We start from the raw sequence: 26,153 nt of genomic DNA, 5'->3' as shown, positions 1-26,153 counted from the left end.
CGCCCCGCGCACCGGGCGGTCACTGCAGCAGGCCGCCGAGCAGGCCGCCCTGCTGCTGCTGGGCGCCGCTGCCCTGCACCGGAGGCTCCTCGGAGGGCTGGACCACGACGAAGCCCTGACCGGCGAAGCTCATCGTGAACGCCTCGCCGGTGCTCCGGCCGAGCAGCGTGCCCAGGCCGAGCTGCTCGGCCCGGTGGTAGCCGGTCTGGAGGTTGGCCGACCAGCAGACCGCGGCCTGCGGGTCGACGTAGGTCGGGGCGTCGACGTTGAGCACGACCGGGGTGCCCTTCGTGGTGATCGCGATCCGGCCGTGGCCGGTGAAGACGCAGTTGAACAGGCCGGACGAGGACGCCATCCCGGCGCCGCCGACCATCTTGATGTCGTACTGGAGCGTCGAGTCGAAGGCCAGCACGCTGGAACCGTTGATCGACAGCGCGTCGCCGGGCTCCAGGTCGATGATGTGCACGTCCTTGGCCAGCTCGGCGAGGAAGACGTCGCCGCGCCCGGAGAGCTTCATCAGCGGCACGCCCTCACCGGTGAGCCGCTGCTTGATGAACTTGCCGATGCCGCCGGAGCCGAGCGCCTGGAACTGCACCTGACCCTGGTACGCGACCATGGACCCGACGCGGGCCATGGCCTCGCCGTTCAGCTCGATCTTCAGCATCTTGGAGTTCTGCAGCCGCATGCCCGGCTGCTGGGACTCCTTCTCAAGGTTCTCCGCGGAGAACAGCGCGCTGCGCATGGGTTTCCTCCTGCATCGGGATGTGCCTGCACCGGAGGTTAGGGGACCCGCGCAACAGCGGGGATCGGCCGAGCGGGGCGCGCCGCGGGCCCGGTCAGCCCCAGCCGAGGGCGTGCAGGCGCTCGTCGTCGATGCCGAAGTGGTGGGCGATCTCGTGCACCACCGTCACGGCGACCTCCTCCACGACGTCGTCCTCGGTGTCGCAGATCCCCAGGATGGGGTTGCGGAAGATGAGGATGCGGTCCGGCAGCACGCCGGCGTAGTCCCAGCCCCGCTCGGTGAGCGCGTGCCCCTCGTAGAGCCCGAGCAGGTCCTCGCCCGGCGGCGGGTTGTCCTCGACCAGGATGACCACGTTGCTCATCAGCCCGAGCAGCTCCTCGGGCACCTCGTCGAGCGCCTCGCCGACGAGCTCCTCGAACCGCTCCCGGCTCATCTGCACCGCCACGCGGCCCGGCCACCCCTTCACGATCGGCGCACGGCACGGCAAGGGCGCCCGCCGGGGCACCCCTGCCGTGCCGGGCGCGGTCAGCCCAGGCGGGCGTTCAGCGTGATCTGCGCGCCCGGGGAGAGCAGCCGGGAGATCGGGCAGTTCTCCTTGGCCGCCTCGGCCAGCTTGGTGAACTCGGCCTCGTCCAGGCCCGGGACCTGGCCGACGGTCTCCAGGTCGATCCGGGTCACGGTCATGCCCGCGTCGGTCTTGTCGAAGTGCACCTTGGCGGTGGTCTCCACCGAGGTGTCGGTGGCGCCCGCGTCGGCGAGCTGCTTGGAGAGGGCCATCGAGAAGCAGCTGGCGTGCGCGGCGCCGATCAGCTCCTCGGGGTTGGTGCCCTCGCCCTCCTCGAAGCGGGACTTGAAGGAGTAGTTGCCGGTCAGGCCGCCCTTGCCGGTGTGGACGGTGCCGGACCCCTCGGTGAGGTTGCCCTGCCAGCGAGCGGAAGCGGTACGGATAGGCATGGCACCGACGCTAACGGAAACCGGCCGCCCCCGCACCGGCCTGTGCCCCTTGTGGTCCCCGTCATCACGCGCCGGCCGTGTCATGATTCGGGGCAGGCCCGCGTACGGGAAGGTGGCCGATGTCCCAGGATCCCCCCATCCCCAGGCAGGACAACCGGTCCGACGACACGACCGTCGTGGAGTGGGGCGACGCCGAACCGGCTTCGCCCGGCCGCGTCGGGCGCTCGCTCGCCGGCCTGGGCCGGGACCACCGCCTCCCGCCGGTGCTCGCCGGTCTCGGCGCGGTGGCCGCGGTCGCGTCGCTGATCGGCGAGTGGCTGGTGATGACCGTGCCCGACGAGGGCCCGGACGGGAGCACCACGGTCCGGCTGCCGAGCGGTGCGGCGCAGGTGGGCGGCTTCGGTGTCGCGTACCTGGTGGGACTGCTCGGCCTGGCGGTCGCCGTGGCGCTGGCGCTGCGCGGCGCGCCGGCGGTCCGGCAGCACGCCCGGCTCGCCGGTCTCGGCCTCGCGGCGGCCCTGCTCGCCGTGCTGGTCGCGACCGCCGCCTCGCTTGAGGAGCTGGCCCGGCGCGCCTTCTTCTTCCCCATCGAGCAGCGGTTGCAGGTGGAGCACGGGCGCGGCCTGGTCACCGCCTTCCTCGCCACCGTGCTGCTGGCCGCCGCGCTGCACCTGTCCGGCCGGGCCGCCGCCGCGCCGGCCGGCCGGGTGGACGAGCGCCGGGGTGAGCCGGCCGACGGGGAGCCGGACGGCTGGTCCGGCCGCGGCCGGCGCCGGGCGACCGAGGACGAGCTGCCGCCGGCCCCGGCCGACCTGAGCGTGCAGCCCACCACGCCCTTCGCGCGGCCCGAACCGCCCGGCTGACGGGGCGGCGACCAGGCCGTTCCCCGACCCGAACCGCCCGGCGGGAGCCCTGGCGGGGCGAGCCGTGGGGGACACCGGACGGCCGCCGCGGGTTGGTGTCCGATTCGCCGAAAAGCCATGGTTGCGACCCGTTCCGCGAGATACGGTTGCTGCCCGCCGTCCGGTGGCCGCGGCACCGAGGACCTGGACGGCCGACGCGACGGCGGCGGGCGAAGGAGGAACCATGACCCGCCCGGGCCTGCCCAAGCTGATCGCCACCGACCTCGACGGCACGCTCGTCCGCAGCGACGAGACCGTCTCGGCGTACACCCACGAGGTGCTCGACCGGGTGCGGGCCGCGGGGATCCCGGTGGTCGGCGCCACCGGTCGGGGACCGCGCCTGACCGAGCTGACCCGCAACGACATCCGTGCCGCCGACTTCCTCGTGATGGCCGGCGGGGGCCGGGTGGTCGACCAGAGCGACCCGGCAGGGCCGCTGGTGCTGCGCGACGAGCGGCTGTCGGGCAGCGTGCTGGCCCGGATCCTGGCCGACCTGGAGGCCGCCGTCGGTCCGCTCACCGTCATGGTGGAGGCGTCGGACGAGCCCGACGCGCCGCTGTGGGGCGACTACCACCCGAGCTGGCCCTACCAGGACCGGTTCGAGGCGCGCAGCCGCGCGGAATGCCTCTCGGGCGACGTGCTCAAGGCGTTCGCGCGGACCGCCGACCACCACGTGGACGAGCTGCTGGCGGCGGCCCGCCGGATCGTCCCGGCCCAGCTGGCCACGCTCACCCAGGCCGGGCTCGGCTTCGTCGAGATCTGTCCGCCCGGGGTGGACAAGTCCACCGGGCTCAGCGTGGTCGCCGAGCGGCTCGGCGTCGACCCGGCCGAGGTGCTGGTCTTCGGCGACCAGCCGAACGACCTGCCGATGTTCGCGTGGGCCGGCTGGGGCCGCGTGGCGGTGGCCAACGCGCACCCGGAGGTCCGGGCCGCGGCCGACGAGATCACCCTGCGCAACGACGACGACGGCGTCGCGGTCTACCTGGACCGACTACTCTCCCGGTGATGGGAGAGGCACCTCGGCTCGTCGCGACGGACATCGACGGCACGCTGCTCCGGGACGACCGGACGCTCAGCCCGCGCACCGCGGAGGTGCTGGCCCGGATCTCCGCGGCGGGCACGCCGGTCGTGCTGGTCACCGGCCGCCCCATCCGCTGGCTCCAGCTCGTGTACGACCAGCTCGCCGAGCCGCTGCCGGCGATCTGCGCGAACGGCGCGGTGGTGTACGACCCGGTCACCGACGAGGTGCTCCGCGCCGATCCGCTCGCCCCCGAGCTGCTGGCCGAGGTGGCCCGGCGGCTCCGGGCCGAGGTGCCCGACGTGAGCTTCGCGGTGGAGATCGTGGACAGCCGGCAGATGCGGCACGAGGCGCACTACCCGCTGCGCTGGGACGCCGACGCCGACGCGATCCGGGCCGTCGAGTCACCCGAGGAGCTGCACGCCGCCCCGGCGGTGAAGCTGCTGGCCCGGGCCGGTGAGCAGGATCCGGACGTGTTCGTCCGGGTGGTGGCCGGCGCCCTGCAGGGGCTGGCCGAGGCGACCCACTCGTCGTACAGCGGGCTGGTGGAGATCTCCGCCGCCGGGGTGACCAAGGCGGCCGGCCTGGCCTGGTACGCGGCGCGCCTCGGCATCGACGAGCGGGACGTGCTGGCCTTCGGCGACATGCCGAACGACGTGCCGATGCTGACCTGGGCCGGGCGGGCGGTGGCGGTCGCCAACGCCCACCCGGCCGTTCTGGCGATCGCCGACGAGGTCACCGGTGCGAACACGGAGGACGGTGTGGCCGCGTACCTCGAACAGGTCTTCGGGGTGGCCTGAGCGGCCGGCCGGTCAGAGGTACTGGCCGGGGGTGTGGCCCTCGTTGCCCTGCGGCATGCCCGGCATGCCCGGCACCATTCCGCCGCCCGGGCCGCTGGGCAGCGCCTGCCGGCCGGAGCGCATCTGCTCCAGCTGGACGCGGGCGGCCATCTGCTGGGCGACCAGCGCGGCCTGGATGCCGTGGAACAGCCCCTCCAGCCAGCCGACCAGCTGGGCGTGGGCGATCCGCAGCTCGCCCTCGCTGGGCGCCTGGTCCTCGGTGAAGGGCAGCGAGATCCGTTCCAGCTCCTCGCGCAGCTCGGGGGCGAGGCCCTCCTTCAGCTCGACGATCGAGCGCTCGTGGATCTCCCGCATCCGGTTCCGGCTGGCGTCGTCCAGGGGCGCCGCCTTGACCTCCTCCAGCAGCTGCTTGATCATGCTGCCGATCCGCATCACCTTGGCGGGCTGCTCGACCAGGCGGGTCGGATCCTCACCCTGGCCCTCCTCGGTCTGCACCGTGCCGACCGGCCGGCCGTCCGGCCCGACCACCACCACGGTGCCGGGGATGCCATCGTTGCCCTGTTCGTCGTCCTGTCCGGCGAAGCGCGCTTCGGTCATGGGACCCATCTTTACCCACCGCCACCACGGGCACGCGCCCGGACCGGCTGCCGGGCCGGGTACCACCCGGCCGGGGGCGCGCTACCGTCGCCGTCATGCCCGCAGACCCGCGCGCCGTGCTGACCCGGCCGGCCCCGCCGCCGGACGCCACCGTCGCCTACGGCGACCACCCGGACCAGTGCGCCGACCTGCGCCGGCCGGCCGGCGACGGGCCGCCCCGCCGGCTGGTGGTCGTGGTGCACGGCGGTTTCTGGCGGGCCGAGTACGACCGCACCCACACCGGCCCGATGGCGGCGGCGCTGGCCGCGCTCGGCCACCCGGTCGCCCAGGTCGAGTACCGGCGTACCGGCCAGCCGGGCGGGGGCTGGCCGCACACGCTCACCGACGTGCTGGCCGGGGTGGCGGCGCTGCCCGGGTTGGCCGCGGCCGCGCTGCCCGGCCTGGTGGCATCCGCCCCGCCGATCGTCGTGGGCCACTCGGCCGGCGGGCACCTGGCGCTGTGCGTCGCCGCGCACGCCCCGGCCACGGTCGGCGGTGTGCTGGCGCTGGCGCCGGTCGCGGACCTGGCCGAGGCGTACCGGCTGGATCTGGACTCCGGCGCGGTGGCCGCGCTGCTCGGCGGCGGCCCGGCCGATTTCCCGGACCGGTACGCCGCTGCGGATCCATCGGCATTGGTGCCGGTACGACCACGGACAGTAGTCATGCACGGCCTCCTCGACCGGCAGGTCCCGATCGCCATCAGCCGGTCCTGGGTGGCGGCCGCCCGGGCCGCCGGCAGCCCGGCCACGCTGATTGAGCTGCCCAATTGCGAGCATTTCGGGCTGATCGCACCGGACTCGGCGGCCTGGCCGCAGGTGGTCGACGCGTTGCGGTCGCTTCACGATGATCTTCCGGGCATTGACGCAGCGTCGCCGAGCAGGTAGAACGCCGAGGGGGCGTTGCACCCTGGCCGCTCCATCGGGAAGGAAATCGGTGTCACAGATGAACCGCAGGCGGGCGCTACAACTGCTGGCCGCACTGGGTACCACCGGGCTGGCGGCGGGCTGTGGCTCCGGAACCGACACCGCCGACGAGGCGAAGCCCGGCAGCCCGATCAAGATCGGTCTGATCGTCCCGGGCAGTGGGCCGAACAAGGTCATCGGGGACGAGATCACCAACGGGTTCCAGACGTTCCTCACCCTCAACGAGGGGCAACTCGGCGGCCACCCCGTGACGCTGGTGCCGGCCGAGGAGGGCGACACCGCCAAGACCGGCCAGGCCGCCGTCGACCGGCTGGTCAAGGAGGGCGTGCTGGCGCTCACCGGCGTGGTCAGCTCCGCGGTGATGCTCGGCATCCGGGACGCCGTGGAGCAGGCGCGGATGCCGCTGATCGGCTCCAACGCCTCCCCCATCAGCCTGCAGAGCGTCGTCTACATCTGGCGCACCTCCTACGTGCTGAACGAGCCGGGCGAGGCGCTCGGGCAGTACCTGCGGGACAAGCTGGACGCGTCCAGCCAGATCGCCATCTTCGGCACCCAGGGCCAGAGCAGCCGGGACGTCATCGACGGCCTCCGGCGCGGCTACGAGCAGGGTGGCCGCCGGCTGACCGACGACCCGATCTTCACCCCCGACTACCCCAACCCCGGCAAGGGCGCCTACGCGGGCTCGATCCGCAAGGCCCTGGACCGGCGCCCCGCGCCCGACGTGGTCTTCTGCCACTACTCCGGGGCGCAGGCCGTGCAGTTCGTCAAGCAGCTCTACGCCGAGGGCTACAAGGGCCCCATCTACGCGCCCGGCTTCCTCACCGAGGGCACCGTGCTCGGCCAGCTCGACGACGGCGAGAAGGGCGAGGAGCGGGGGCTGATCGAGAAGTACGGCATCGAGACCGCGCTGAACTACTCGGCCGACCTGAACAACACCGCCAACCGGGTGTTCGCCTCGGCGTACCGCAAGACCTACAACGTCTCACCCACCACCTACGCGATGGCCTCGTACGACGCCGCGCAGGTGCTGAACAAGGCGATCCGGCTGGTCGGTGACAACCCGACCCCGCAGCAGGTCAACCTGGCGCTCGGCAAGATCGGCCAGATCGACAGCCCGCGCGGCGCCTGGCAGTTCAACCAGTCGCGCACCCCGCAGCAGAAGTGGTACCTGCGCCAGGTCCAGCTCGACGGCCGGATACTCGCCAACGTCGTGATCAACGAGCTGGCGACGCTCGGCTGATCCACCCCGCGTACGTGAAACGGGCGGCCTCCCCTCGGGGAGACCGCCCGTTCCCGTGCGGTCAGTGGCGCAGCTCGGCGATGCAGCACTTCACGCTGCCGCCGCCCTTCTTCAGCTCGGCCAGCTCGACCGGGACCGGGTGGTAGCCGGCCGCCTTGAGCTTGCCGGCCAGCCGGGTCGCCTCGCTGTTCAGCACGACGTTGAGCCCGTCGCTGACCAGGTTGAGGCCGAAGGCCAGGGCGTCCTCGTCGTCCGCGACCACCGCGTCGGGGAAGAGCTGGGTGAGCACCTTCTGGCTGGCCGCCGAGAAGGCGCCCGGGTAGTAGACGATGTTCTCGTCGTCGATCGAGGCGAGCGCCACATCCAGGTGGTAGAAGCGCGGGTCCACCAGGCGCAGCGAGACCACCGGCCGGTTGAGCGCCTCCTGCGCCTCTGCGTGCGCGGCCAGCTCGGTGCGGAACCCGTGGCCGGCGAGGATCAGCCCGCCGTGCGCCTCCGGCACGTAGGCGAAGTCACCCTCACCCTCGTTGGTCTCGCTCGGCGCGATGAACCGCCAGCCGTTCTCCTCGTAGAACGCCCGGTGCGCGGCGGCCTCGGCGGCCCGCTGCTCGTGCTTGAACTGGGCGCCGTAGACCGTGCCGTCCACCACGAACGCGCCGTTGGCGGCGAAGACCATGTCCGGCAGCCCGCGCCCGGGGGTGAGCAGGTGCACCTCGTGGCCGAGGCCGACCAGGGTCTCGCGCAGGCGGTCCCACTGCTTGACCGCCAGCTCGGCGTCGACCGGGGCGGTCACATCCATCCACGGGTTGATCGCGTACTCGACCGCGAAGTGCTCGGGCGAGCACATGAGATATGTCCGCTTTCGCGGGACTCGCTGCTGGTTCACGGTCACCAAGAGTAGGTACGGTACAACTTTGGTAACAGCCACAACCATTGCTTCCCAGAGGCGGAACGTTGCAGATAGACGCGGTCGACCAGCGAATCATTGCGTTGCTCGTGGCGGATGCCCGCGCCTCGTACGCGGACATCGGCACGCGGGTGTCACTCTCCGCCCCCGCCGTCAAGCGCCGGGTCGACCGACTCCGATCGGCGGGGGTCATCCGGGGCTTCACCGCGGTCGTCGACCCGGCCGCCGTCGGCTGGACCACCGAGGCGTTCGTCGAGCTGTTCTGCGCCGGCCGGACCACCCCCGCCCAGATCGGCGCCGCCGCCCGGCGGCATCCCGAGGTGGTCGGCGCGTACACGGTCTCCGGTGAGGCGGACGCCCTCGTGCACCTGCGGGCCGCCGACATCGCGCACCTGGAGGAAGCGCTGGAGCGGCTGCGGGCCGAGTCCTTCGTCACCTCGTCCCGCAGCACCATCGTCCTCTCCCGGCTGGTCGAGTCCCCCGGCGTCGGCCCCTCCTCCCCTTGACCTGAACCGCACTTCAGGTCGTCAACTGGACCGGGACGTTCCGGAAACGACAGCGGGAGGCGACGTGCGGGCGGTGTGGCTACGGGAGTTCGGCGGTCCGGAGGTGCTGGTCCCCGGACCGGCGCCGGATCCGGAGCCCGGCCCGGGGCAGGTGCTCGTCGAGGTGGCGCACGCGAACATCACCTTCGTCGAGACGATGTTCCGGGCGACCGGGTTCGGCCCGGTCACCGCGGCCCTGCCGGTGATCCCCGGCAACGGCGTCGGCGGGACGATCACCGCGGTCGGCCCCGGCGCGGACCCGGCCCTGCTCGGCCGGCGGGTGGTCAGCACCACCGGCGGCACCGGCGCGTACGCCGAGCGCGTGGCGGTGGACCAGGGCGCGCCGATCCCCGTACCGGACGGGCTGCCGCTGGACGCGGCCGTGGCGCTGCTCGCGGACGGCCGGACCGCGCTCATGCTGGCCCGGGCGGCCGCGCTGCGGCCCGGCGAGCGGGTGCTGGTCGAGGCGGCGGCCGGCGGCGTGGGCGGCCTGCTCACCCAGCTCGCCACGGCGGCCGGCACCCGGGTCGTCGCCGCGGCCGGCGGCCCCCGCAAGGTCGCCCTGCTGCGCGAGCGCGGCCTCGACCCGGTGGTCGACTACCGGGAGCCGGGCTGGACCGACCGGGTCCGGGCGGCCGTCGGCGGGGTGGACGTGGTCTTCGACGGGGTGGGCGGGCCGCTCGCCCGGTCGGCCTTCGACCTGCTCGACCGGGGCGGTCGGATGGTCAGCTTCGGGCTCGCCGGCGGCGCCTGGGCGGACGTGCCCGAGGCCGAGGCCGCCGCCCGAGGGGTGACCCTGCTCCGCCCCCGCGGCACCCCCGAGGAGCTGCGCGCCCTCACCGAACAGGCGCTCGCCGAGGGGGCCGCCGGCCGGCTCCGGCCACTGATCGGGCAGCGGTTCCCGCTGGAGCGGGCCGCCGACGCGCACGCCGCCATCCAGTCCCGGGCCACGGTCGGCAAGACCCTCCTCGACGTCCGCTGACGCCGCCGCGCCGTGCCGCCGCCGTCAGAGGTACATGCCGGTGCGGTGCTCCTGGCTGCGGGCCGGCTTGTCCCCCTCGCCGAAGAAGCGCTTGCCGCCGAACTCCCCGTGCAACCGGTCGTCCAGCTCGTCGGCCAGCCCGGTCATCACCTGCACGGCGAGCATCAGGTGGGTGGCCTGGAAGTTGCGGCCGAACACCGGGATCGAGGCCCACACCGTGTCGTCGGCGCAGTAGAGCCGGCCGATCGGCATCCGGTTGGTCAGCTCGGAGAGCTTCACGTAGAGACGCTCGGTCGGCTCGACCTCGGTGAGCACCGGCGAGAAGACGTCGACCAGGGGCGGATTGTCGCGGACCCGCACGAAGACCATCGCCGAGCCGGCACGGATGTTGATGTCGCCGTCCGAGTCGACCTGCACCTGGTCGGCCTTGGACTTCAGCATCGTGGAGACGACCGTGCGGACCCGCTCCTCCAGGGCCAGCACGTCGTTCTCACCCGCCTGGGCGGCGGCCGCGGCCGCCAGCGCCTCGTCGAGGTCGGCCTCCACGTCGCGGTCCGGGCCGAACTCGCTGCGCGCGGTGCCGAGCGGTTCCTCCGGCAGCGGCTCCCCATCGGCGTCGTGGACCAGGTAGACCAGGAAGGCGGGGTGCGGGGCGCCGTAGACGTCGCGAAGGGTCCGGGACAGCACGGCCGACAACCGGGTGGCCTCGTCGGCGAGGCAGTCCAGGCCGAACTGCTCACCGGAGCCCGCCACCACGCCGGGCGGGGACCAGCCGAGCGCGATCATGTCGGCCACCGCGGCCCGGTCCAGCCGGTAGCCCTGCGGCAGGGTCGCGTTGCCGACGGCCCGCGCCGACAGGCGGCCCTCCTCGCCCGCGTCCACGCTCACCGAGTAGACGGCGTCACCGGTGCCGGAGGCGGTCGGGTCGAGGGTGACCTCCAGGTGCGCGCCGGCGGGCAGCCCGCGCAGCCGGTCGGCCAGCGCGCGAGCGAACTCCCGCCAGGCCTCGGTCACCTTGGCCCGCAGGTCGGCCGTGGTCGGCTCGTCCAGCAGGATCGACTCGTGCTGCTCCGGCGTCGCGCCGGCGGGCTCACCAGCCGGCGCCGAGGGGTGGTCTGCCGTCATGATCGCCTCCGTCCGTCCTCGCCACCCTACCCACGGACGATGGGGGCCCAATCACCCCGACCGGCATCGGACAGCGGGCCGGGAGGCCCTAGTCGGCGGGGGCGGTCCCGTCCAGCTCCACGGGCCACGTGCCGGCCAGCGCGCCGAGCCGGGCGGCCGCCGCGGCCGGGTCCGCGCCGCGCCCCACGGCCATCCCCAGCAGGTACGCGGTCACCGGCGCTCCCGGCCGCAGCACCTGGTGCGCCACATCCTTGGCCAGGTCGAGCACGGTCGGCACCGGCACCTCGGCCGGGTCCAGCCCCAGCTCGGCGCAGGCCGCCGTGACCCAGTCGTCCATCACGCTCATCTCGTCCACTCCTCGGCCCGGCGTACGTCCTCGTCAGTGTCGCAGTCGAACCACGGCGGCGGCCCGGACCCGGACCAGGACACCTCCCGCACCGTCGTGCCGGCCAGCAGCCCGCGCACCGGCGCCCCGTCGACCGTGCCGCCCCGTTGGGCGGCGAGCCGGTCCAGCGCGGCGCGGAGCGCGCTCACCCGCCACACCGCGCAGAGCTGCTGCCGGCGGCCCCCGTCGTCGACGTAGCAGGCCACCCCGGCGGCCGAGCCGTCGAGGGCGCTCCGCAGCTCGGCCACCGCCGCAGGCGTGAGCAGCGGCAGGTCGGCCGCGAGCAGGGCGACGGTGCTGGTGCCGGGGTCGAGCAGGGCCAACCCCGCCGCGGTCCCGGCCACCGGGCCGCCGCCGGGCGGCTCCTCGCGGGTCACCCGGACCCCCTCGGGCACCGGGCCGGCCGGGCCGACCACGATCCGCTCGCCCGCGTCGGCCACCGCCGCCAGCACCCGGTGCAGCATGGGCCGGCCGCCGACCGGCCGGGCCGGCTTGTCCACCCCGCCCATCCGGCGGGCCGCGCCGCCCGAGAGCACCACCGCCGCGTACGCCGTCACCGGCCCACGGTAACCGCGGCGGCGTCGCCGTGCGGGTGGGCCGGGGCGCGGGGCAGGATGGGCGGCATGGGACGGGCGACTGACCGGCGGGGCGTGCTCCGGATCGACCTCGACGCGGCGGCCGACGGGCGGGCGCGGATCCGCCGACCGGACACGCTGGCCGTGGAGGAGCCGCTGGAGATCCGGGTGGGCCCGCCGGGCCCCGGCCGGCGCAAGCCGCTCGCGGTGACCATGCGCACCCCCGGCGACGACCTGGACCTGGCGATCGGCTTCCTGCTCACCGAGGGGCTGATCCGGTCGACCGACGACGTGCGCACCGCGCAGCTCTGCGCCGGGGCGGAGACCCCCAACACCTACAACGTGGTCGACGTGGTGCTGGCCCCCGGAGTGCCGGAGCCCGTCACCGACCCGGCCCGGAACTTCTACACCACCAGCTCGTGCGGGGTCTGCGGCAAGGCGAGCATCGACTCCGTCCGGACCCGCTCGCAGTTCGCCGTCCGCGACGATCCGCTGGCGGTGACCGCCGAACTGCTCGCCGGGCTGCCCGATCGGTTGCGCGCCGCCCAGCGCGCCTTCGACCGCACCGGCGGCCTGCACGCGGCCGGCCTCTTCACCGCCGACGGTGAGCTGGTGGTGCTGCGCGAGGACGTCGGCCGGCACAACGCGGTGGACAAGGTGGTCGGCTGGGCCGTGCGGGAACGCCGGCTGCCGCTGGCCGGGCATCTGCTGCTGGTGTCCGGCCGGGCGAGCTTCGAGCTGACCCAGAAGGCGTGGATGGCCGGCGTCCCGCTGCTCGCCGCGGTCTCCGCGCCCAGCACGCTCGCCGCCGACCTGGCCGAGGAGGCCGGGATGACGCTGGTCGGCTTCCTGCGCGGCGGGACCATGAACGTCTACACCGGGGCGCAGCGCGTGCCCGGCTGAGCCGGTCACCGGTGAGGACGGCGCCGCCGGCGGCGCAGCACCGTGCCCGCGGTCGCCGGCCAGCCGTCCAGCTCGGACGGGGACAGCCCGCGGCGGAGCGCGTCGTCGAGGAGCACGGCGAGCGGGTAGCCGGGATGTGCGGCGAGCACCCGTTCCAGGGCGACCGCCGCCAGGGCGCCGTGCCCGGCCCGCCAGGCGGCGAAGGCCAGGAGGCAACCCGGGGCGGCGATCAGCTCCGGCTCGGCCCGGCGCAGCACGTCGGTCCAGAGACCGATGTCGGCGTTCCGGCCGTCGGTGCGGGACCAGGCGTGGTCGCGGACCGGGAGGTGGGTGAGGAGGACGGTCAACCAGGCCACCTCGTCGTCGCCCAGGCGCTCGCCGCGCCGGTGCCGCCGGAACGCGCCGCGCACCGCCGCCACCCCCGCGGACCTGACGGGAGGGTCTCCGGCGAGCCCGGCCAGGCGGTCGTGGGCCCGGGCGGTGGCACGGCGCATGGCCACCCGGACCGGCCCGGCGATCGGGGCCACCTGCGCGGCCAGCGCGGCACGGTCGGGCAGGGCGACCTGACCGGCGAAGACGGCCGCCGCGCTGATCTGGCTGGCCGCCGGGTCGTAGGGGGTGCCCTCGGGCGGGCAGCAGGCCGGCTCGGCGCAGAGGTAGGACCACCAGCGCCCCTCGGTCACTCGGAGCGCGTCGAGGACGACGAGCCCGGCCTGGTCCAGAGCCTCGCCGACCGCGTCGACCGCGCCGGTGACCCGGGCGGCCGGGCCGTAGCCGAGCACGGTGGCGGCGTCGGCGCCCTGGCGGGCCACCACCTCGGCCAGGTGCCGCGCGGCCGGACGCGGGTCGCTGCCCGGCTCGGGCAGGTCGCCCCGCGCCGCGAAGACGACCCGCCGGCCGCGCACCGCCACCACCACGACGCTGTCGGCGGGATGGAAGCCGAGCAGGTACGGCACGGCGGCCACGAGGTCGGCGGGCGAGCGGACGGCGAGGCGGGGACGCTCCGTGGAGTTCATGCCGGGAGCGTGCGGCGCACGGGTGCCGGCCCGACAGGCCCTGTGGACGACACGCGGGTTGTCCACAGACACGGAGAGTATCGGGCCAGGTGGGCGAGGAACGGCACGCCGCTGAGCCGTGCACGGCCCGCGCCGGCCGCGCGGACCGGCTACGTTGCGCTCATGGACCTGGCGTACCTGCGGGCACACCCGGAGCACCTGCCGACCTTCCTGACCCACCAGCGGATCCGGGAGACCCCGGTCTCCGGCGGGGACATCTGCGCCGCGTCCCGGCTCACCCTGGACGACGGGCACTCGGTCTTCGCCAAGACCTGGCCCGAGCACGCGGAACGGGCCGCGCCCGAGGGCTTCTTCACCGCCGAGGCGGCCGGGCTGCGCTGGCTGCGCGAGGCCGGCACGGTCGCCGTACCGGAGGTGGTGGTGGCGCTGCCCGAGTTGCTGGCGCTCGACTGGGTCGAGCCCGGCGAGCCGACGCCGGAGGCGGCCGAGCTGTTCGGCCGGGAGCTGGCCGGGCTGCACCGGGCCGGCGCCCCCGCCTTCGGCGCCGAGTGGCCCGGGTTCATCGGCGCGCTGCCGCAGGACAACACGCCCGACCCGGGTCCCTGGTCGGCGTGGTTCGCGCAGCGACGGCTGCTGCCCTACCTGCGGATGTCGGTCGACAACGGCGCGCTCACCACGGCGGAGACCCGCCCGGTCGAGGAGCTGATCGACCGGATCGCCGAGTTCGGCGGCGACGAGCCGGCGGCCCGGATCCACGGCGACCTGTGGCCCGGCAACCTCCTGTGGGGCATCGACGACCGGGTCTGGCTGGTGGACCCCGCCGCGCACGGCGGCCACCGGGAGACCGACCTGGCCCAGCTCGCCCTCTTCGGCGGCCCGCCGCACCTCGACCGGATCACGGCCGCCTACCGGGAGGCGTGGCCGCTGGCCGACGGCTGGCGGGAGCGGGTGCCGCTGCACCAGCTCCACCTGCTGCTGGTGCACACCGCGCTGTTCGGGGCCGCGTACCGGTCGGCGGTGGACTCCGTCGCCCGCGCCGCACTGCGCGGCGCCGGACGCGCTACGGTCGACGGGTGACCGCCGCCCCGACGACGACCGACGGGGTCCTCGTCGACCGCTACGGCCGGATCGCCCGGGACCTCCGGGTCTCGCTGACCGACAAGTGCAACCTGCGCTGCACCTACTGCATGCCCGCCGAAGGGCTGCCGTGGCTGGCCGGGCCGCAGCTGCTCGACGACGACGAGATCGTCCGGCTGATCCGGGTGGCCGTGCAGCGGCTCGGCGTCACCGAGGTCCGCTTCACCGGCGGCGAGCCGCTGATCCGGCCCGGCCTGCCCCGCATCGTGTCGGCGGTGGCCGCGCTGGAGCCCCGCCCGCGCATCTCGCTGACCACCAACGGCATCGGCCTGGACCGCCTCGCGCCCACCCTGCGCGCCGCCGGGCTGGACCGGGTCAACGTCTCGCTGGACACCCTGGACCGCGCGCGGTTCGCCGACCTGACGCGTCGGGACCGGCACGCCGACGTGCTGGCCGGGCTGGCCGGCGCGGCGGCGGCCGGGCTGACCCCGGTGAAGATCAACACCGTGCTGATGCGCGGGGTCAACGACGACGAGGCGCCCGCGCTGCTCCGCTTCGCCCTGGCCCACGGCTACGAGCTGCGGTTCATCGAGCAGATGCCGCTGGACGCCCAGCACGGCTGGGACCGGTCGACCATGGTCGTCGCCGACGAGATCCTCGCCGCCCTGCGCGCCGAGTTCGCGTTGACCGCCGATCCCGGCGAGCGGGGGGCCGCCCCGGCCGAGACCTGGCTGGTGGACGGTGGTCCGGCCCGGGTCGGCGTGATCGCGAGCGTGACCCGGCCGTTCTGCGGCGACTGCGACCGGACCCGGCTCACCGCCGACGGTCAGGTCCGCAACTGTCTGTTCGCCACCGAGGAGTCCGACCTGCGCGGCGCACTGCGCGCCGGGGCGGACGACGAGGAGCTGGCCCGCCGCTGGCGTGCCGCGATGTGGGGCAAGCGGGCCGGGCACGGCATCGACGACCCCACCTTCCTGCAACCCGCCCGCCCCATGTCGGCGATCGGAGGCTGACCGGTGCAACTCACCGTCCGCTACTTCGCCGGCGCGCGGGCCGCGGCCGGACGCGCCGAGGAGACCGTGGCCGCCGGCCGGTCGCTCGACGCGCTCCTCGACGAGCTGACCGAGCGGCACGGCGAGCGGCTGGCCGTGGTGCTGAAGGCGGCGAGTTTCCTGGTCGACGGCATGGCCTGCCATGATCGTCAAGCACCGCTGCCGGCCGGGGCGACGGTCGACGTGCTGCCGCCCTTCGCGGGCGGCTGAGGGAGGCTCCCGTGTTGGCGATGGCGTCGTTCGTGGGCTTCGCCGTGCTCGTCACCGCCCTGATCCACCTCTACCTGTGGAAGCGGCTGGTGCGGGACACCACCCGCCCGGGCCGCCTGCGGAAGGCCGGCGGGCTGGTCGCGCTGCTGCTGGCGCTGCTGGTGCCGGCCACCATGGCGGGCACCCGCAGCGGCGCCCAGTGGCTGGCCTGGCCCGGCTACCTCTGGCTGGCCCTGATGTTCTACCTGCTGGTGCTGCTGCTGGTGCTGGAGGTGCCCACGGCGGTCGTGAAGCTCGTGCTGCGCCGCCGCGAGCCCGCCACCGCCACCGGTTCCGAGCCGGCGCTGGTCCCGGCCGGATCCACCGCCGGTCGGGGGAACCTCGCCGCTGGGCAGGACCGGGTGCCGGCCGGCGGCGCGTCGGCGTCGCCCGTCGCGCTCGCGGACCCGCCGGCCGTGGGGCCGGCCGGGCCGTCGGAGGCGCCGGCCGGCGAACCCGCCCCCTCGGCCGGCGGTCCGGGCGATCCGCCGCCCGGCACCGACACCCCGACCGCCGCGCCGGACCACGACCCGTCCCGCCGGTTGCTGCTGGCCCGGGGCGCCGCCATCTTCGCCGGGCTCACCGCCGCGAGCGTCACCGGGTACGGCGTACGCACCGCCATGGGACCGCCCCGGCTGGACCGGGTGCGGATCCCGCTGGCCAAGCTGCCCCGCGCCATGGACGGGCTGCGCATCGCCACCGTCTCGGACATCCACCTCGGGCCGCTGCGCGGCCGGGCGCACACCGAGCGGATCGTCGCGATGATCAACCGGCTCGACGCCGACCTGGTTGCCGTCGTCGGTGACCTGGTCGACGGCTCGGTGGCCGAGCTGGGCCCGGCCGCGGAACCACTGCGCGACCTGCGCTCGCGCTACGGCAGCTTCTTCGTCACCGGCAACCACGAGTACTACTCCGGTGTGGAGGAGTGGGTGCGCGAGGTGGACCGGCTCGGCCTGCGGGTGCTCCAGAACGAGCGCCAGGAGATCCGGGCGCGGGGCGGCGTGCTGGACCTGGCCGGCGTCAACGACGTCACGGCCGCCGGCACCGGGCTGGCAGCCCCCGCCGACTACGCCGCCGCACTCGGCGACCGAGACCCGTCCCGCCCCGTCGTGCTGCTGGCCCACCAGCCGGTGGCCGCGCACGAGGCGGCGAAGTTCGGCGTGGACCTCCAACTGTCCGGGCACACCCACGGCGGCCAGATGGTGCCGTTCAACCTGCTGGTGAAGCTCCAGCAGCCGGTCGTCTCCGGCCTGGGCGAGGTGGACGGCACCAAGGTCTACGTCACCAACGGCGCCGGCTTCTGGGGTCCGCCGGTCCGGGTGGGCGCGCCGCCGCAGGTGACCCTCGTCGAGCTGCGCGCCCCATAGCGCGTCCGGGCCGCCCGGTCCAGCACCGCATTGCTCAGGTCACGCGTACGCGTGGCGGCGGGCGGCCGGAGGACCGGGCGTGACAGGATGCGGCGTGCCTCCGTTCAACGCCGCACCCTCCGGTGGCCCCCCGTCGTTCGTCGCGGACCTGCACATCCACTCGAAGTACTCGCGCGCGTGCAGCCGTGACCTGACCCTGCCGAACCTCGGCTGGTGGGCCCGACGCAAGGGCATCGGCGTCCTCGGCACCGGCGACTTCACCCACCCCGCCTGGTACGACCACCTGCGCGAGACCCTGCATCCGGCCGAGCCCGGCCTCTACCGGCTGAGCCCGGAGGCGGAGCGGGACATCGCCCGGCGGTTGCCGCCCCGGCTGGCCAGCGCGGCGGAGGCGGACCCGGTCCGGTTCATGCTCAGCGTGGAGATCTCCACGATCTACAAGCGGGACGACCGGACGCGGAAGGTGCACCACCTCATCTACCTGCCGGACCTGGACGCGGTGGCCCGGTTCAACGCGGCGCTGGGGCGGATCGGCAACCTGGGCTCGGACGGCCGGCCGATCCTCGGGCTGGACTCCCGCGACCTGCTGGAGATCACGCTGGAGGCCAGCCCGGACGGCTACCTGGTGCCGGCGCACATCTGGACGCCCTGGTTCTCCGCGCTCGGCTCGAAGTCCGGCTTCGACGCCATCGCCGACTGCTACGCCGACCTGGCCGAGCACATCTTCGCCGTGGAGACCGGCCTCTCCTCCGACCCGGAGATGAACTGGCGGGTCGGCAGCCTGGACCGCTACCAGCTGGTGTCGAACTCGGACGCCCACTCGCCGCCCGCGCTGGCCCGCGAGGCCACCGTCCTCGACTCGGGGCGGGACTATTTCGCCATCCGCGAGGCCCTGCGCACCGGCGACGGGCTGGCCGGCACCATCGAGTTCTTCCCGGAGGAGGGCAAGTACCACGCCGACGGGCACCGGCTCTGCGGCGTGAACTGGTCCCCGGAGCGCACCCGGGAGGCCGGCGGGCGCTGCCCGGAGTGCGGGAAGCCGCTGACGGTGGGCGTGCTGAGCCGGGTGGCGGAGTTGGCCGACCGGCCCGAGGGACACCGGCCGGCGCACGCCCGGGAGGTGACCCACCTGGTGCCGCTGGCCGAGATCCTCGGCGAGCTCAACAAGGTCGGCGCCCGCTCCAAGAAGGTCGAGGGGAAGCTCCACGAGCTGATCGCCGCGCTGGGCCCGGAGCTGGACATCCTCACCCGTACCCCGCTGGACGAGATCGGCCGAATCGGCGGCGAGCTGCTCGCCGAGGGCATCGGCCGGCTGCGCCGCGGCGAGGTGCGCCGGGTCCCCGGCTACGACGGCGAGTACGGAGTGATCACGCTCTTCGACCCGGCCGAGCTGGGGTCGTCGACCGGGGGCGCCGGCCAGGACACGCTCTTCGACGTGCCCGCGCAGCGGAAGCCCGCGGAGCCGGCGGCGAAGCCCAGGGCCCGGCGCCCGGCGGCGGCCAAGGCGGAGCCGAAGCGCAAGCCCGCCCCGCCGCCCCCGCCACCGATCGCGCCGGCACCCTCCCCGCACGAGCCGTTCGAGCCGATGCTCGCCGGGATGGAGGAGGTCGGCACCGGGCTGCTGGACCGGCTCGACGCGATGCAGCGGGTGGCCGCCTCGGCGCCGGGCGGTCCGCTGCTCATCGTGGCCGGCCCGGGCACCGGCAAGACGCGGACGCTCACCCACCGGATCGCCTACCTGTGCGCGGAGCTGAACGTCTTCCCGGAGCAGTGCCTGGCGATCACCTTCACCCGGCGGGCGGCCGAGGAGCTGCGGCACCGGCTGGACGGGCTGCTCGGCCCGGTGGCCGAGGACGTCACGGTCGGCACCTTCCACTCGCTGGGCCTCACCATCCTGCGGGAGAACGCGCCGGCCGCGGGACTGCCGGCGGACTTCCGGATCGCCGACGACGCCGACCGGGCCGCCGCCCGCGCGGAGGCCGGCGAGGACGACGAGCGGTACGCCGCGCTGCTGCGCAAGCGGGACCTGGTCGACCTGGACGAGCTGCTCACCCTGCCGGTGGCGCTGCTGAGGGGCGACAGGAAGCTGGTCCGGGAGTACCGCGAGCGCTGGAAGTGGATCTTCGTTGACGAGTACCAGGACGTCGACGCCGTCCAGTACGACCTGCTCCGGCTGCTCAGCCCCGCCGACGGCAACCTCTGCGCGATCGGCGACCCCGACCAGGCGATCTACTCGTTCCGGGGCACGGACGTCGGTTACTTCCTGCGCTTCTCCCAGGACTTCACCGACGCCCGGCTGGTCCGGCTGAACCGCAACTACCGCTCGTCGGCGCCGATCCTGGCCGCCGCCGTGCAGGCCATCGCGCCGTCGTCGCTGGTCCGCGGCCGCCGCCTCGACCCGGCCCGGCTCGACCCGGAGGCCCCGCTGGTCGGTCGCTACGCCGCGACCTCCGTCGCGGACGAGGCCGACTTCCTGGTACGCACCATCGACGACCTGGTCGGCGGCCTCTCCCACCGCTCGCTGGACTCGGGCCGGATCGACGGTCGGGCAACCTCGCTGTCGTTCTCCGACATCGCGGTGCTCTACCGCACCGACTCGCAGGCCGCGCCGATCGTGGACGCGCTGGCCCGGGCGAACATTCCCGTGCAGAAGCGCTCGCACGACCGCCTGCGCGACCGGCCGGGCGTGACCGCCATCGCCCGCGAGCTGCGGCACGCCGGGCTCGACGGTTCCCTCACCGCCCGGGTACGGCTGGCCGGCCAGATCCTGGCGGAGCGCTTCGCCGTGCCGACCCTCGACGGCTCCGGCGCGGTACGCCCCGAGGACGTCCGCACCGCGGTCGACCTGCTCACCCCGCTGGCCCGGCGCTGCGGCGACGACCTGGAGCTGTTCCTCGCCCAACTCGCCACCGGGGCGGAGGTGGACGCCCTCGACCCGCGCGCCGAGGCGGTCACCCTGCTCACCCTGCACGCGGCGAAGGGGTTGGAGTTCCCGGTGGTCTTCCTGGTCGGCGCCGAGGACGGGCTGCTGCCGCTGCGCTGGCCCGGGCAGGAGCCGGACGACGACGCGGTGGCCGAGGAACGGCGGCTCTTCTTCGTCGGGCTGACCCGGGCGCAGGACCGGCTCTACGTGAGCCACGCGGCCCGGCGTACGCGGCACGGGTCGGAGCGCGAGTGCCGCCCCACCCCGTTCCTCGACGTGATCGACCCGGGGCTGTTCGAGCGCTTCGGCGACACCGAACCCCGCCGCCCTCGCGACCGCCAACTCCGCCTGATCTGAAAGGAGGGGTCCCTTCCTGACGCCCAGCAGGGGGCCCCGGTCAACGCGCCCACCGGCGGCGGGAGCGGGAGTCAGGCGAGCAGGACCGCCAGCCAGGCGCCGGCCAGGATCGCCGGGCCGAACGGGAGCGGCGTGTCCCGGCGGACCCGGCGGGCGGCGAGCAGGGCGAGGACGATGACCCCGTTCAGCAGGTGCGGGAGGAGCAGGCCGAGGCCCAGGGCCGGCCAGCCGAGCCAGCCGAGCGGCAGGCCGAGCGCGGCGGCGAGCTTGACGTCCCCGAAGCCGAGGCGGGCACCGGGCAGCAGCGCGAGCAGCACGTACCCGGCGAAGGAGACGGCCGCACCGGCGAGGGCGGTCAGCAGGCGTCCCGGCGTGCCGCCGACCAGCGCGGCCGGAACCAGGCCCAGCGCGCCCGCGCCCGCCGTGGCGGCCACCAGCGGGTCGGGCAGCCGCAGGCAGGCCAGGTCCACGAGGGCGAGCACCAGCCCGATCGCCGCCACGGCCAGGAACGCGGGCAACGCCGGGTCGCCGGCCCGCGCGGCGGCGAGCCCGCCGAAGACCACAACCCCGGCCAGCGTCACCCCGAGCCGATTGCCGCGGCGGCCCGGGCCGGCGCCGGACGGCACGCCACGACGCCGGGCGACCGACCGTGAGGACGTGGCGGACGAGGCACCCGAGCACGCGACGCCACGGGGAAGGAAGGCCGGAACCGGCAGCCCGGCGGGCAGCCGAGAGCGGACGGAGAGTCGGGCGAGCGGGTCGGCGGCCCGGCCGGCCAGCGCGCCGAGGAGCGCGACACCCGCCACCAGCCCGGCCGACACGGGCCGGAACGTTACCGGCGGGCCGGCTCCGGGGCCGCCCCGTCGACGCGTGGTGCCGCCGAACGGCGCGGACGCTCGGTGCTCACCACCACGGCGACGCCGACCACGATCACCGCGCCGCCGAGCAGCACCTGCGCGGTCACCGGCTCGGCGACGAACAGCGCGCCGAGCGCCACCGCGACCGCCGGGTTCACGTACGCGTAGGTGGAGACCAGGGAGATCGGGGCGTGGGCCAGCAGCCAGACGTACGCGGTGAAGGCGACCAGCGAGCCGGCCACCATGAGGTACGCCAGCGCGGCCCACGAGCGGCCGGTCACCTCGGCAGGGGAGAATCCCTGCAGCTCGCCCCGGACGGCGGCGATCACGGCGAGCGCCGCCGCGCCGGCGAGCATCTCGTAGACGGTGGCCACGAACGGGTCGTCCGGCATCCGCATCCGCCCGGAGAGGTAGGAGCCGACCGACCAGCTGACCGCGCCGGCCACGACGGTCAGCGCGCCGACCAGCGGCACGCTCCCCGACCCGCCGCTCGGCAGGACGAGCAGCACGAGACCGACGAAGCCGAGGGCGACGCCGGCGAAGGTCCACGGCCGGGGGCGGTCCCCGCCGACGGTCCGCAGCAGCACCACGAGGAGCGGGACGGTGGCCACCAGCAGCGCGGCGATGCCGGAGGGCACCGCGGTCCCCTCCGGGCCGGACTCGGCGAGCACCACGAGGCCGTTGCCGCCGGCCAGCAGCAGCACGCCGACCAGCGCGGCGGTGCCGAGCTGCCGCCGGTCGACGCGGAGCGCCCCCGGACCGCGGCGCAGCCGCAGCACCATGGCGAGCACCGCCGCGGCCGCGGCGAACCGCATGGCGGCGGAGGTGAGCGGCGGCAGGGACTCGACCGCGACCCGGATGCCCAGGTAGGTCGAGCCCCAGAGCACGTAGACCAGGACCAGCGCGGTCCAGATCAGGGCGGGACGGGCCGGGGCGGCGGCGTGGTCGACGGCGGGCGTCGCACTCGTGGGGCGTGAGCTCATCGGTGGACCACGCTACGGTGACCACGGCGTCGGCGTCTCCTGTTGGTGGCCGGCCTCTCAGCACTGGCGTACGCAGGAGGGCGTTCATGTCGAACTTCGGACCACCGGGCGGCGGCTCCCCCGAGCCGTGGGGTGGACGGCGCCCCGACGACGGGTACGCTCCGCCGGCCGATCCGCGCTACGACCCCGGCTACGGCGGGCAGCCGGGCGGCTGGGAGGAGCCGCCGACCCGGCACTACGAGCCGCCGGCGCAGCGCTACGACCAGTCGACCCCGCGCTACGAGCCGGGCCCCGCCTGGAATGCCGGCCCGCCGCCGGCCGCGCCGCCCTACCAGGGCTACCCGGCCGATCCGGGCTACCAGGGCTACCCGGCCGATCCGGGCTACGGCGGCCAGCCGCCGTACGCCGAGCCGACGCCGCCCAAGCGCGGCAGGGGGCCACTGCTGGTGGTCCTGGTCGTGCTGGCGGTGCTGCTGCTCGGCGGGGCGGGGGCCTACTGGTTGCTCGGCCGGGACGACGCGGGCGAGGGCGGGAAGGTGTCCCCGTCCGCCCCGGCGGCCGCCCCGACCGGGGCCGCGAGCGATCCGGCCGGGGCACCCACCACCCCGCCGGCCCCGGCCTCCTCGACGGATCCGCGCTTCGTGAAGGCGGGCCAGTGCGTCGCCAACGAGGGCGGCTCCGCCGAGCCGAAGCTGGTGATCACCGACTGCGCCCCGAAGACCTACCAGGTGCTGCGCCGCATCGACGGGTCGACCAGCGGCAAGAAGGACGCGGAGTCGAAGTGCGCCAAGGTCGAGGGCTACACCGACTGGTACTTCTTCGACAGCCGGCTCGACACCCTCGACTTCGTGCTCTGCCTGAAGCGGCGGTAGGACCACGGTAGTCAAAACTAGGGCTGTCTAGCATCCACGCTAGACAGCCCTAGTTTCGTCTCGACAGTCTCGACACGCGGTAGCGGCATCTACGGATGTCTAGCCCCACCGCTAGACGGCCCGATACTGTGCGATTCGTGGATCCGGTCCGCAACCCGTACGCCCCCGGCGCCGGCCAGCGCCCGCCCGAACTCGCCGGGCGGGGGCGGGAGCTGGACGTCTTCGACGTGGTGCTGGAGCGGATCGCCCGCGGCCGGCCGGAACGCAGCCTCATGCTGACCGGGCTGCGCGGCGTGGGCAAGACAGTCCTGCTGAACACGCTGCGCTCGCAGGCCATCAACCACCTCTGGGGCACCGGCAAGATCGAGGCCCGGCCGGACCAGTCGCTGCGCCGGCCGGTCGCCGCCGCGCTGCACATGGCGGTGCGCGAGCTGGCCCCCCGCCACCGCGCTCCCGACCGGATCGACGCCTTCCTCGGTGTGCTGAAGGCGTTCGCCCAGCGCGCCGCCCCGGCCGGGCGCGGCGGGGCCGCCCCGAAGCTGCGCGACCGCTGGCAGCCCGGCATCGACGTGCCGGCCAGCAGCGGCCGGGCCGACTCCGGCGACATCGAGATCGACCTGGTCGAGCTGCTCACCGACGCCGCCGCGGTGGCCACCGACGTGGGCACCGGCATCGCGATCTTCATCGACGAGATGCAGGACCTCGGTGCGGAGGACGTCTCCGCGCTCTGCGCCGCATGCCACGAGCTGTCCCAGCTCGGCGCGCCGCTGATCGTGGTGGGCGCCGGGCTGCCGCATTTGCCGGCCGTGCTGAGCGCCGCGAAGTCGTACTCCGAACGGCTCTTCCGCTACCAGCGGATCGACCGGCTGGACCGGATCGCCGCCGACCAGGCGCTGTGCGCCCCGGCCGAGCGGGAGGAGGTCGAGTACGAGCAGAAGGCCCTCGACCTGCTCTACGAGAAGTCCGGCGGCTACCCGTACTTCGTCCAGGCGTACGGGAAGGCCACCTGGGACCACGCGCCCCGCTCGCCGATCACCGCCGCGGACGTCCGGGTCGCCGCGCCCGAGGCGGAGGCGGAGCTGGCGGTGGGCTTCTTCGGCTCGCGGTTCGAGCGGGCCACCCCGGCCGAGCGCGAGTACATGCGCGCCATGGCCACGCTCGCGCTGGTGGACGGCGAAGAGGGTGGCCGCGACGACATGGACGCGGCGGTGCCCACCGCGGAGATCGCGCGGGCGCTCGGTCGCAAGCCGGCCAGCCTCTCGCCGGCCCGGGACGCGCTGATCAAGAAGGGCCTGATCTACTCGGGCGAGCGGGGCACGGTCGCCTTCACCGTCCCGCACTTCGGCCGCTACCTGCGCACCCAGCCGGCCTGACCGCGGCTCAGACCTTCGACCAGGGCGGCGGGAAGACCACCTCGCCGGTCGGCGGTGGCGGCTCGTCGCTGGTGGACGGCGGCAGCACGAGCGCCTGCCACGGCTCACCCAGCCCCGACCACGGGCTGGTCAGCCCCAGCCGGTCCGCGCGGCCGAACCCGAACCGACGGTAGTACCCCGGGTCGCCCAGCACCACCACCAGCCGCTCGCCCAGCTCGGTCGCGGCGTCGAGAGCGGCCTGCACCGCCGCCGCGCCGTGCCCGATCCGCTGCCGGTGCGGGGCGACCGCCACCGGGCCGAGCGCCAGCGCCGGCCAGGCGCCACCGTCGGTGCGCACCTGCACCCGGGTGAGCAGGGCGTAGCCCACCACCTCGCCGCCGTACTCGGCGACCATGGCCAGCTCCGGTATCCAGGCGTCGCTGCGCCGCAGGTCCTCGACCAGCTCCACCTCGGGCGGGGTGGCCACGTCGGGGCGGGCGAACGCGGCGGCCAGCACCCGGGCGACCGGCTCCTCGTCCGCCGGGTCCTCGGGTCGGAGTCGCAGGGTCGTCACCCGCGCGACCTTACCGCCCGGAGCCGGTCCATCTGCGACGGTCGCTGAAATCGGTACGCACCGGACGTCCACGTCGGCCGATCCCTTTCGAGTGTTGCGGGGGTGGCGGGGGCCGCAACGGGGTATGACTGAGCCATGAAGCCCGTGCGCTCCCTCGCCCGCGTCATGTTGAGCGGCATCTTCGTGGTCAGCGGCGCCCGCAACCTGCGGAACCCGGGACGGCTGGTCCCGGCCGCCCAGCCGATCACCGACAAGGTCACGCCGCTGCTCCAGAACATCAACCCCCGCATCCCCACCGACACCGCGACCCTGGTGCGGGCCAACTCGGCCACCCAACTGGTCGCCGGGCTGATGCTGGCGACCGGCAGGTTCACCCGGCCGGCCGCGCTCGTCCTCGCCGCCACCCTGGTGCCGACCACCGCCGCCGGCCATCCCTTCTGGAACACCGACGACCCGGCGGCACGGAACAACAACCAGATCCACTTCCTGAAGAACCTCGGGCTCTTCGGCGGCCTTCTCCTCGCCGCCGCCGACACCGAGGGCAAGCCGGGGCTCCGCTGGCGCACCGGCCACCGGATCGACCACTCGCGCCGCTCGGTGAAGCGCGCGGTCCGTACCGCCCGCCGGGAGGCGAAGATCGCCGTACGCTCGGCGGCCACCGCCCGCCGGATTCCCGGCTGACCTGCATCAATACGGCCGCCACCCCCCGCAAGGCCGCTAATCACCTGAACCGTCCGAGACCCGTTAACGCGGTGGAAATGTCAAAAACACGTGTGGGATCGGACACGGTCGCATAACGCGGGAGGCACTGACGTGAGGCGCCGTTCTAGGCTCCGT

28 protein-coding genes are annotated in these 26,153 nt (G+C 74.8%); 16 read left to right on the top strand and 12 right to left on the bottom strand.

Features of this window, described 5'->3' with window-relative positions:
• Positions 1-19 precede the first annotated feature (19 nt).
• From RMN56_RS12075 to RMN56_RS12065, 3 genes are all read right to left on the bottom strand, one after another.
• Complete coding sequence (locus tag RMN56_RS12075; protein WP_313723888.1) at positions 20-742, bottom strand: AIM24 family protein; 723 nt, start codon at positions 740-742, stop codon at positions 20-22.
• A gap of 94 nt (positions 743-836) precedes the next feature.
• Positions 837-1,181 carry a metallopeptidase family protein gene (locus RMN56_RS12070; protein ID WP_313724722.1) on the bottom strand — a complete coding sequence of 115 codons (345 nt, stop codon included), beginning with the start codon at positions 1,179-1,181 and terminating at the stop codon, positions 837-839.
• Positions 1,182-1,267: 86 nt separating this feature from the next.
• A complete protein-coding gene (locus RMN56_RS12065) occupies positions 1,268-1,696 on the bottom strand; it encodes an OsmC family protein (RefSeq protein WP_313723887.1) in 429 nt (142 codons plus the stop codon).
• A gap of 119 nt (positions 1,697-1,815) precedes the next feature.
• Here RMN56_RS12065 and RMN56_RS12060 point away from each other — a divergent pair, with 119 nt between their 5' ends.
• The 3 genes from RMN56_RS12060 (at position 1,816) to RMN56_RS12050 (ending at position 4,416) form a co-directional block, all read left to right on the top strand.
• Complete coding sequence (locus RMN56_RS12060; protein WP_313723886.1) at positions 1,816-2,559, top strand: hypothetical protein; 744 nt, start codon at positions 1,816-1,818, stop codon at positions 2,557-2,559.
• 223 nt (positions 2,560-2,782) lie between these two features.
• Entirely contained in the window at positions 2,783-3,604 is an 822-nt protein-coding gene (locus tag RMN56_RS12055) for an HAD family hydrolase (protein ID WP_313723885.1), read from the top strand.
• Positions 3,604-4,416 carry an HAD family hydrolase gene (locus RMN56_RS12050; protein ID WP_313723884.1) on the top strand — a complete coding sequence of 271 codons (813 nt, stop codon included), beginning with the start codon at positions 3,604-3,606 and terminating at the stop codon, positions 4,414-4,416. Before RMN56_RS12055 ends, RMN56_RS12050 begins: the two co-directional genes overlap by 1 nt.
• A gap of 12 nt (positions 4,417-4,428) precedes the next feature.
• On the opposite strand, the gene RMN56_RS12045 is transcribed toward RMN56_RS12050, so the two are convergent.
• Positions 4,429-5,022, bottom strand: coding sequence for a bacterial proteasome activator family protein (locus tag RMN56_RS12045; protein WP_262285064.1), 594 nt, complete (start codon positions 5,020-5,022; stop codon positions 4,429-4,431).
• Between the two features lie 86 nt (positions 5,023-5,108).
• Here RMN56_RS12045 and RMN56_RS12040 point away from each other — a divergent pair, with 86 nt between their 5' ends.
• Together RMN56_RS12040 and RMN56_RS12035 are read left to right on the top strand one after the other, a co-directional pair.
• A complete protein-coding gene (locus RMN56_RS12040) occupies positions 5,109-5,936 on the top strand; it encodes an alpha/beta hydrolase family protein (RefSeq protein ID WP_313723883.1) in 828 nt (275 codons plus the stop codon).
• A 49-nt stretch (positions 5,937-5,985) separates the two neighbouring features.
• Positions 5,986-7,215, top strand: coding sequence for an ABC transporter substrate-binding protein (locus tag RMN56_RS12035; RefSeq protein WP_313723882.1), 1,230 nt, complete (start codon positions 5,986-5,988; stop codon positions 7,213-7,215).
• Positions 7,216-7,276: 61 nt separating this feature from the next.
• On the opposite strand, the gene ddaH is transcribed toward RMN56_RS12035, so the two are convergent.
• Positions 7,277-8,110, bottom strand: a complete 834-nt coding sequence (gene ddaH, locus RMN56_RS12030) for a dimethylargininase (RefSeq protein WP_376787295.1) — start codon at positions 8,108-8,110, stop codon at positions 7,277-7,279.
• 59 nt (positions 8,111-8,169) lie between these two features.
• Between ddaH and RMN56_RS12025 the strand changes: the two genes are divergently transcribed.
• Together RMN56_RS12025 and RMN56_RS12020 are read left to right on the top strand one after the other, a co-directional pair.
• A complete protein-coding gene (locus tag RMN56_RS12025; RefSeq protein ID WP_262285061.1) occupies positions 8,170-8,628 on the top strand; it encodes an Lrp/AsnC family transcriptional regulator in 459 nt (152 codons plus the stop codon).
• 64 nt (positions 8,629-8,692) lie between these two features.
• The gene (locus RMN56_RS12020; RefSeq protein ID WP_313723881.1) at positions 8,693-9,649 is read left to right on the top strand and encodes a zinc-binding dehydrogenase; all 957 of its coding nucleotides are present in this window, start codon (positions 8,693-8,695) and stop codon (positions 9,647-9,649) included.
• A 24-nt stretch (positions 9,650-9,673) separates the two neighbouring features.
• Here the strand turns inward: RMN56_RS12020 and RMN56_RS12015 are convergent, their stop codons facing one another.
• The 3 genes from RMN56_RS12015 to mobA all read right to left on the bottom strand — a co-directional run bounded on the left by RMN56_RS12015 (position 9,674) and on the right by mobA (position 11,716).
• Positions 9,674-10,774: a T3SS (YopN, CesT) and YbjN peptide-binding chaperone 1 gene (locus RMN56_RS12015; protein ID WP_313723880.1), complete on the bottom strand. Its 1,101-nt coding sequence runs from the start codon at positions 10,772-10,774 to the stop codon at positions 9,674-9,676.
• An 88-nt stretch (positions 10,775-10,862) separates the two neighbouring features.
• Entirely contained in the window at positions 10,863-11,120 is a 258-nt protein-coding gene (locus RMN56_RS12010) for a DUF6457 domain-containing protein (RefSeq protein WP_313723879.1), read from the bottom strand.
• Complete coding sequence (gene mobA / locus RMN56_RS12005; RefSeq protein WP_313723878.1) at positions 11,117-11,716, bottom strand: molybdenum cofactor guanylyltransferase; 600 nt, start codon at positions 11,714-11,716, stop codon at positions 11,117-11,119. Before mobA ends, RMN56_RS12010 begins: the two co-directional genes overlap by 4 nt.
• A 66-nt stretch (positions 11,717-11,782) precedes the next feature.
• On the opposite strand from mobA, the gene fdhD reads away from it, so the two are divergent.
• On the top strand, positions 11,783-12,637 hold the full coding sequence (gene fdhD, locus RMN56_RS12000) for a formate dehydrogenase accessory sulfurtransferase FdhD (RefSeq protein WP_313723877.1): 855 nt from the start codon (positions 11,783-11,785) through the stop codon (positions 12,635-12,637).
• A 5-nt stretch (positions 12,638-12,642) separates the two neighbouring features.
• Here the strand turns inward: fdhD and RMN56_RS11995 are convergent, their stop codons facing one another.
• Positions 12,643-13,653 carry a DUF4192 domain-containing protein gene (locus RMN56_RS11995; protein ID WP_313723876.1) on the bottom strand — a complete coding sequence of 337 codons (1,011 nt, stop codon included), beginning with the start codon at positions 13,651-13,653 and terminating at the stop codon, positions 12,643-12,645.
• A 162-nt stretch (positions 13,654-13,815) separates the two neighbouring features.
• On the opposite strand from RMN56_RS11995, the gene RMN56_RS11990 reads away from it, so the two are divergent.
• From RMN56_RS11990 to RMN56_RS11970, 5 genes are all read left to right on the top strand, one after another.
• Entirely contained in the window at positions 13,816-14,730 is a 915-nt protein-coding gene (locus RMN56_RS11990) for a fructosamine kinase family protein (protein WP_313723875.1), read from the top strand.
• Positions 14,727-15,743, top strand: a complete 1,017-nt coding sequence (gene moaA, locus RMN56_RS11985) for a GTP 3',8-cyclase MoaA (RefSeq protein ID WP_313723874.1) — start codon at positions 14,727-14,729, stop codon at positions 15,741-15,743. The genes RMN56_RS11990 and moaA overlap by 4 nt, the downstream gene beginning before the upstream one ends.
• A gap of 3 nt (positions 15,744-15,746) precedes the next feature.
• Positions 15,747-15,992: a MoaD/ThiS family protein gene (locus RMN56_RS11980; RefSeq protein WP_313723873.1), complete on the top strand. Its 246-nt coding sequence runs from the start codon at positions 15,747-15,749 to the stop codon at positions 15,990-15,992.
• A 20-nt stretch (positions 15,993-16,012) separates the two neighbouring features.
• A complete protein-coding gene (locus RMN56_RS11975) occupies positions 16,013-17,398 on the top strand; it encodes a metallophosphoesterase (RefSeq protein WP_313724720.1) in 1,386 nt (461 codons plus the stop codon).
• A gap of 94 nt (positions 17,399-17,492) precedes the next feature.
• Positions 17,493-20,678 (top strand): UvrD-helicase domain-containing protein, encoded by a 3,186-nt coding sequence (locus RMN56_RS11970; RefSeq protein WP_313723872.1) that lies wholly within the window; start codon positions 17,493-17,495, stop codon positions 20,676-20,678.
• 71 nt (positions 20,679-20,749) lie between these two features.
• Here RMN56_RS11970 and RMN56_RS11965 read toward each other — a convergent pair whose 3' ends face one another.
• Positions 20,750-21,499 carry a prepilin peptidase gene (locus RMN56_RS11965; RefSeq protein ID WP_313723871.1) on the bottom strand — a complete coding sequence of 250 codons (750 nt, stop codon included), beginning with the start codon at positions 21,497-21,499 and terminating at the stop codon, positions 20,750-20,752.
• Between the two features lie 11 nt (positions 21,500-21,510).
• The gene (locus RMN56_RS11960) at positions 21,511-22,518 is read right to left on the bottom strand and encodes an EamA family transporter (RefSeq protein WP_313723870.1); all 1,008 of its coding nucleotides are present in this window, start codon (positions 22,516-22,518) and stop codon (positions 21,511-21,513) included.
• A gap of 86 nt (positions 22,519-22,604) precedes the next feature.
• Here RMN56_RS11960 and RMN56_RS32850 point away from each other — a divergent pair, with 86 nt between their 5' ends.
• Positions 22,605-23,390, top strand: coding sequence for an LppU/SCO3897 family protein (locus tag RMN56_RS32850; RefSeq protein WP_313723869.1), 786 nt, complete (start codon positions 22,605-22,607; stop codon positions 23,388-23,390).
• Between the two features lie 137 nt (positions 23,391-23,527).
• A complete protein-coding gene (locus RMN56_RS11950) occupies positions 23,528-24,763 on the top strand; it encodes an ATP-binding protein (RefSeq protein WP_262285047.1) in 1,236 nt (411 codons plus the stop codon).
• A gap of 7 nt (positions 24,764-24,770) precedes the next feature.
• Here the strand turns inward: RMN56_RS11950 and RMN56_RS11945 are convergent, their stop codons facing one another.
• Positions 24,771-25,316, bottom strand: coding sequence for a GNAT family N-acetyltransferase (locus RMN56_RS11945; RefSeq protein ID WP_313723868.1), 546 nt, complete (start codon positions 25,314-25,316; stop codon positions 24,771-24,773).
• 135 nt (positions 25,317-25,451) lie between these two features.
• On the opposite strand from RMN56_RS11945, the gene RMN56_RS11940 reads away from it, so the two are divergent.
• Positions 25,452-25,997 (top strand): DoxX family protein, encoded by a 546-nt coding sequence (locus RMN56_RS11940; RefSeq protein WP_313723867.1) that lies wholly within the window; start codon positions 25,452-25,454, stop codon positions 25,995-25,997.
• The last annotated feature ends 156 nt before the right edge of the window (positions 25,998-26,153 follow it).

The sequence above is a fragment of the Micromonospora halotolerans genome, assembly GCF_032108445.1.
Classification (GTDB): Bacteria; Actinomycetota; Actinomycetes; order Mycobacteriales; family Micromonosporaceae; genus Micromonospora; species Micromonospora halotolerans.
This window is presented reverse-complemented; position numbering and strand designations above follow the sequence as displayed.

Coding starts and splice junctions, on each gene's coding strand:
- RMN56_RS11940 (WP_313723867.1), top strand. CDS start 25,452: ATGAAGCCCGTGCGCTCCCTCGCCCGCGTCATGTTGAGCGGCATCTTC.
- RMN56_RS12045 (WP_262285064.1), bottom strand. CDS start 5,022: ATGGGTCCCATGACCGAAGCGCGCTTCGCCGGACAGGACGACGAACAG.
- RMN56_RS12065 (WP_313723887.1), bottom strand. CDS start 1,696: ATGCCTATCCGTACCGCTTCCGCTCGCTGGCAGGGCAACCTCACCGAG.
- RMN56_RS12050 (WP_313723884.1), top strand. CDS start 3,604: ATGGGAGAGGCACCTCGGCTCGTCGCGACGGACATCGACGGCACGCTG.
- RMN56_RS32850 (WP_313723869.1), top strand. CDS start 22,605: ATGTCGAACTTCGGACCACCGGGCGGCGGCTCCCCCGAGCCGTGGGGT.
- RMN56_RS12010 (WP_313723879.1), bottom strand. CDS start 11,120: ATGAGCGTGATGGACGACTGGGTCACGGCGGCCTGCGCCGAGCTGGGG.
- RMN56_RS12040 (WP_313723883.1), top strand. CDS start 5,109: ATGCCCGCAGACCCGCGCGCCGTGCTGACCCGGCCGGCCCCGCCGCCG.
- RMN56_RS11960 (WP_313723870.1), bottom strand. CDS start 22,518: ATGAGCTCACGCCCCACGAGTGCGACGCCCGCCGTCGACCACGCCGCC.
- RMN56_RS11975 (WP_313724720.1), top strand. CDS start 16,013: ATGGCGTCGTTCGTGGGCTTCGCCGTGCTCGTCACCGCCCTGATCCAC.
- RMN56_RS11990 (WP_313723875.1), top strand. CDS start 13,816: ATGGACCTGGCGTACCTGCGGGCACACCCGGAGCACCTGCCGACCTTC.
- RMN56_RS12015 (WP_313723880.1), bottom strand. CDS start 10,774: ATGACGGCAGACCACCCCTCGGCGCCGGCTGGTGAGCCCGCCGGCGCG.
- RMN56_RS11995 (WP_313723876.1), bottom strand. CDS start 13,653: ATGAACTCCACGGAGCGTCCCCGCCTCGCCGTCCGCTCGCCCGCCGAC.
- RMN56_RS12055 (WP_313723885.1), top strand. CDS start 2,783: ATGACCCGCCCGGGCCTGCCCAAGCTGATCGCCACCGACCTCGACGGC.
- RMN56_RS12075 (WP_313723888.1), bottom strand. CDS start 742: ATGCGCAGCGCGCTGTTCTCCGCGGAGAACCTTGAGAAGGAGTCCCAG.
- RMN56_RS12060 (WP_313723886.1), top strand. CDS start 1,816: ATGTCCCAGGATCCCCCCATCCCCAGGCAGGACAACCGGTCCGACGAC.
- fdhD (WP_313723877.1), top strand. CDS start 11,783: ATGGGACGGGCGACTGACCGGCGGGGCGTGCTCCGGATCGACCTCGAC.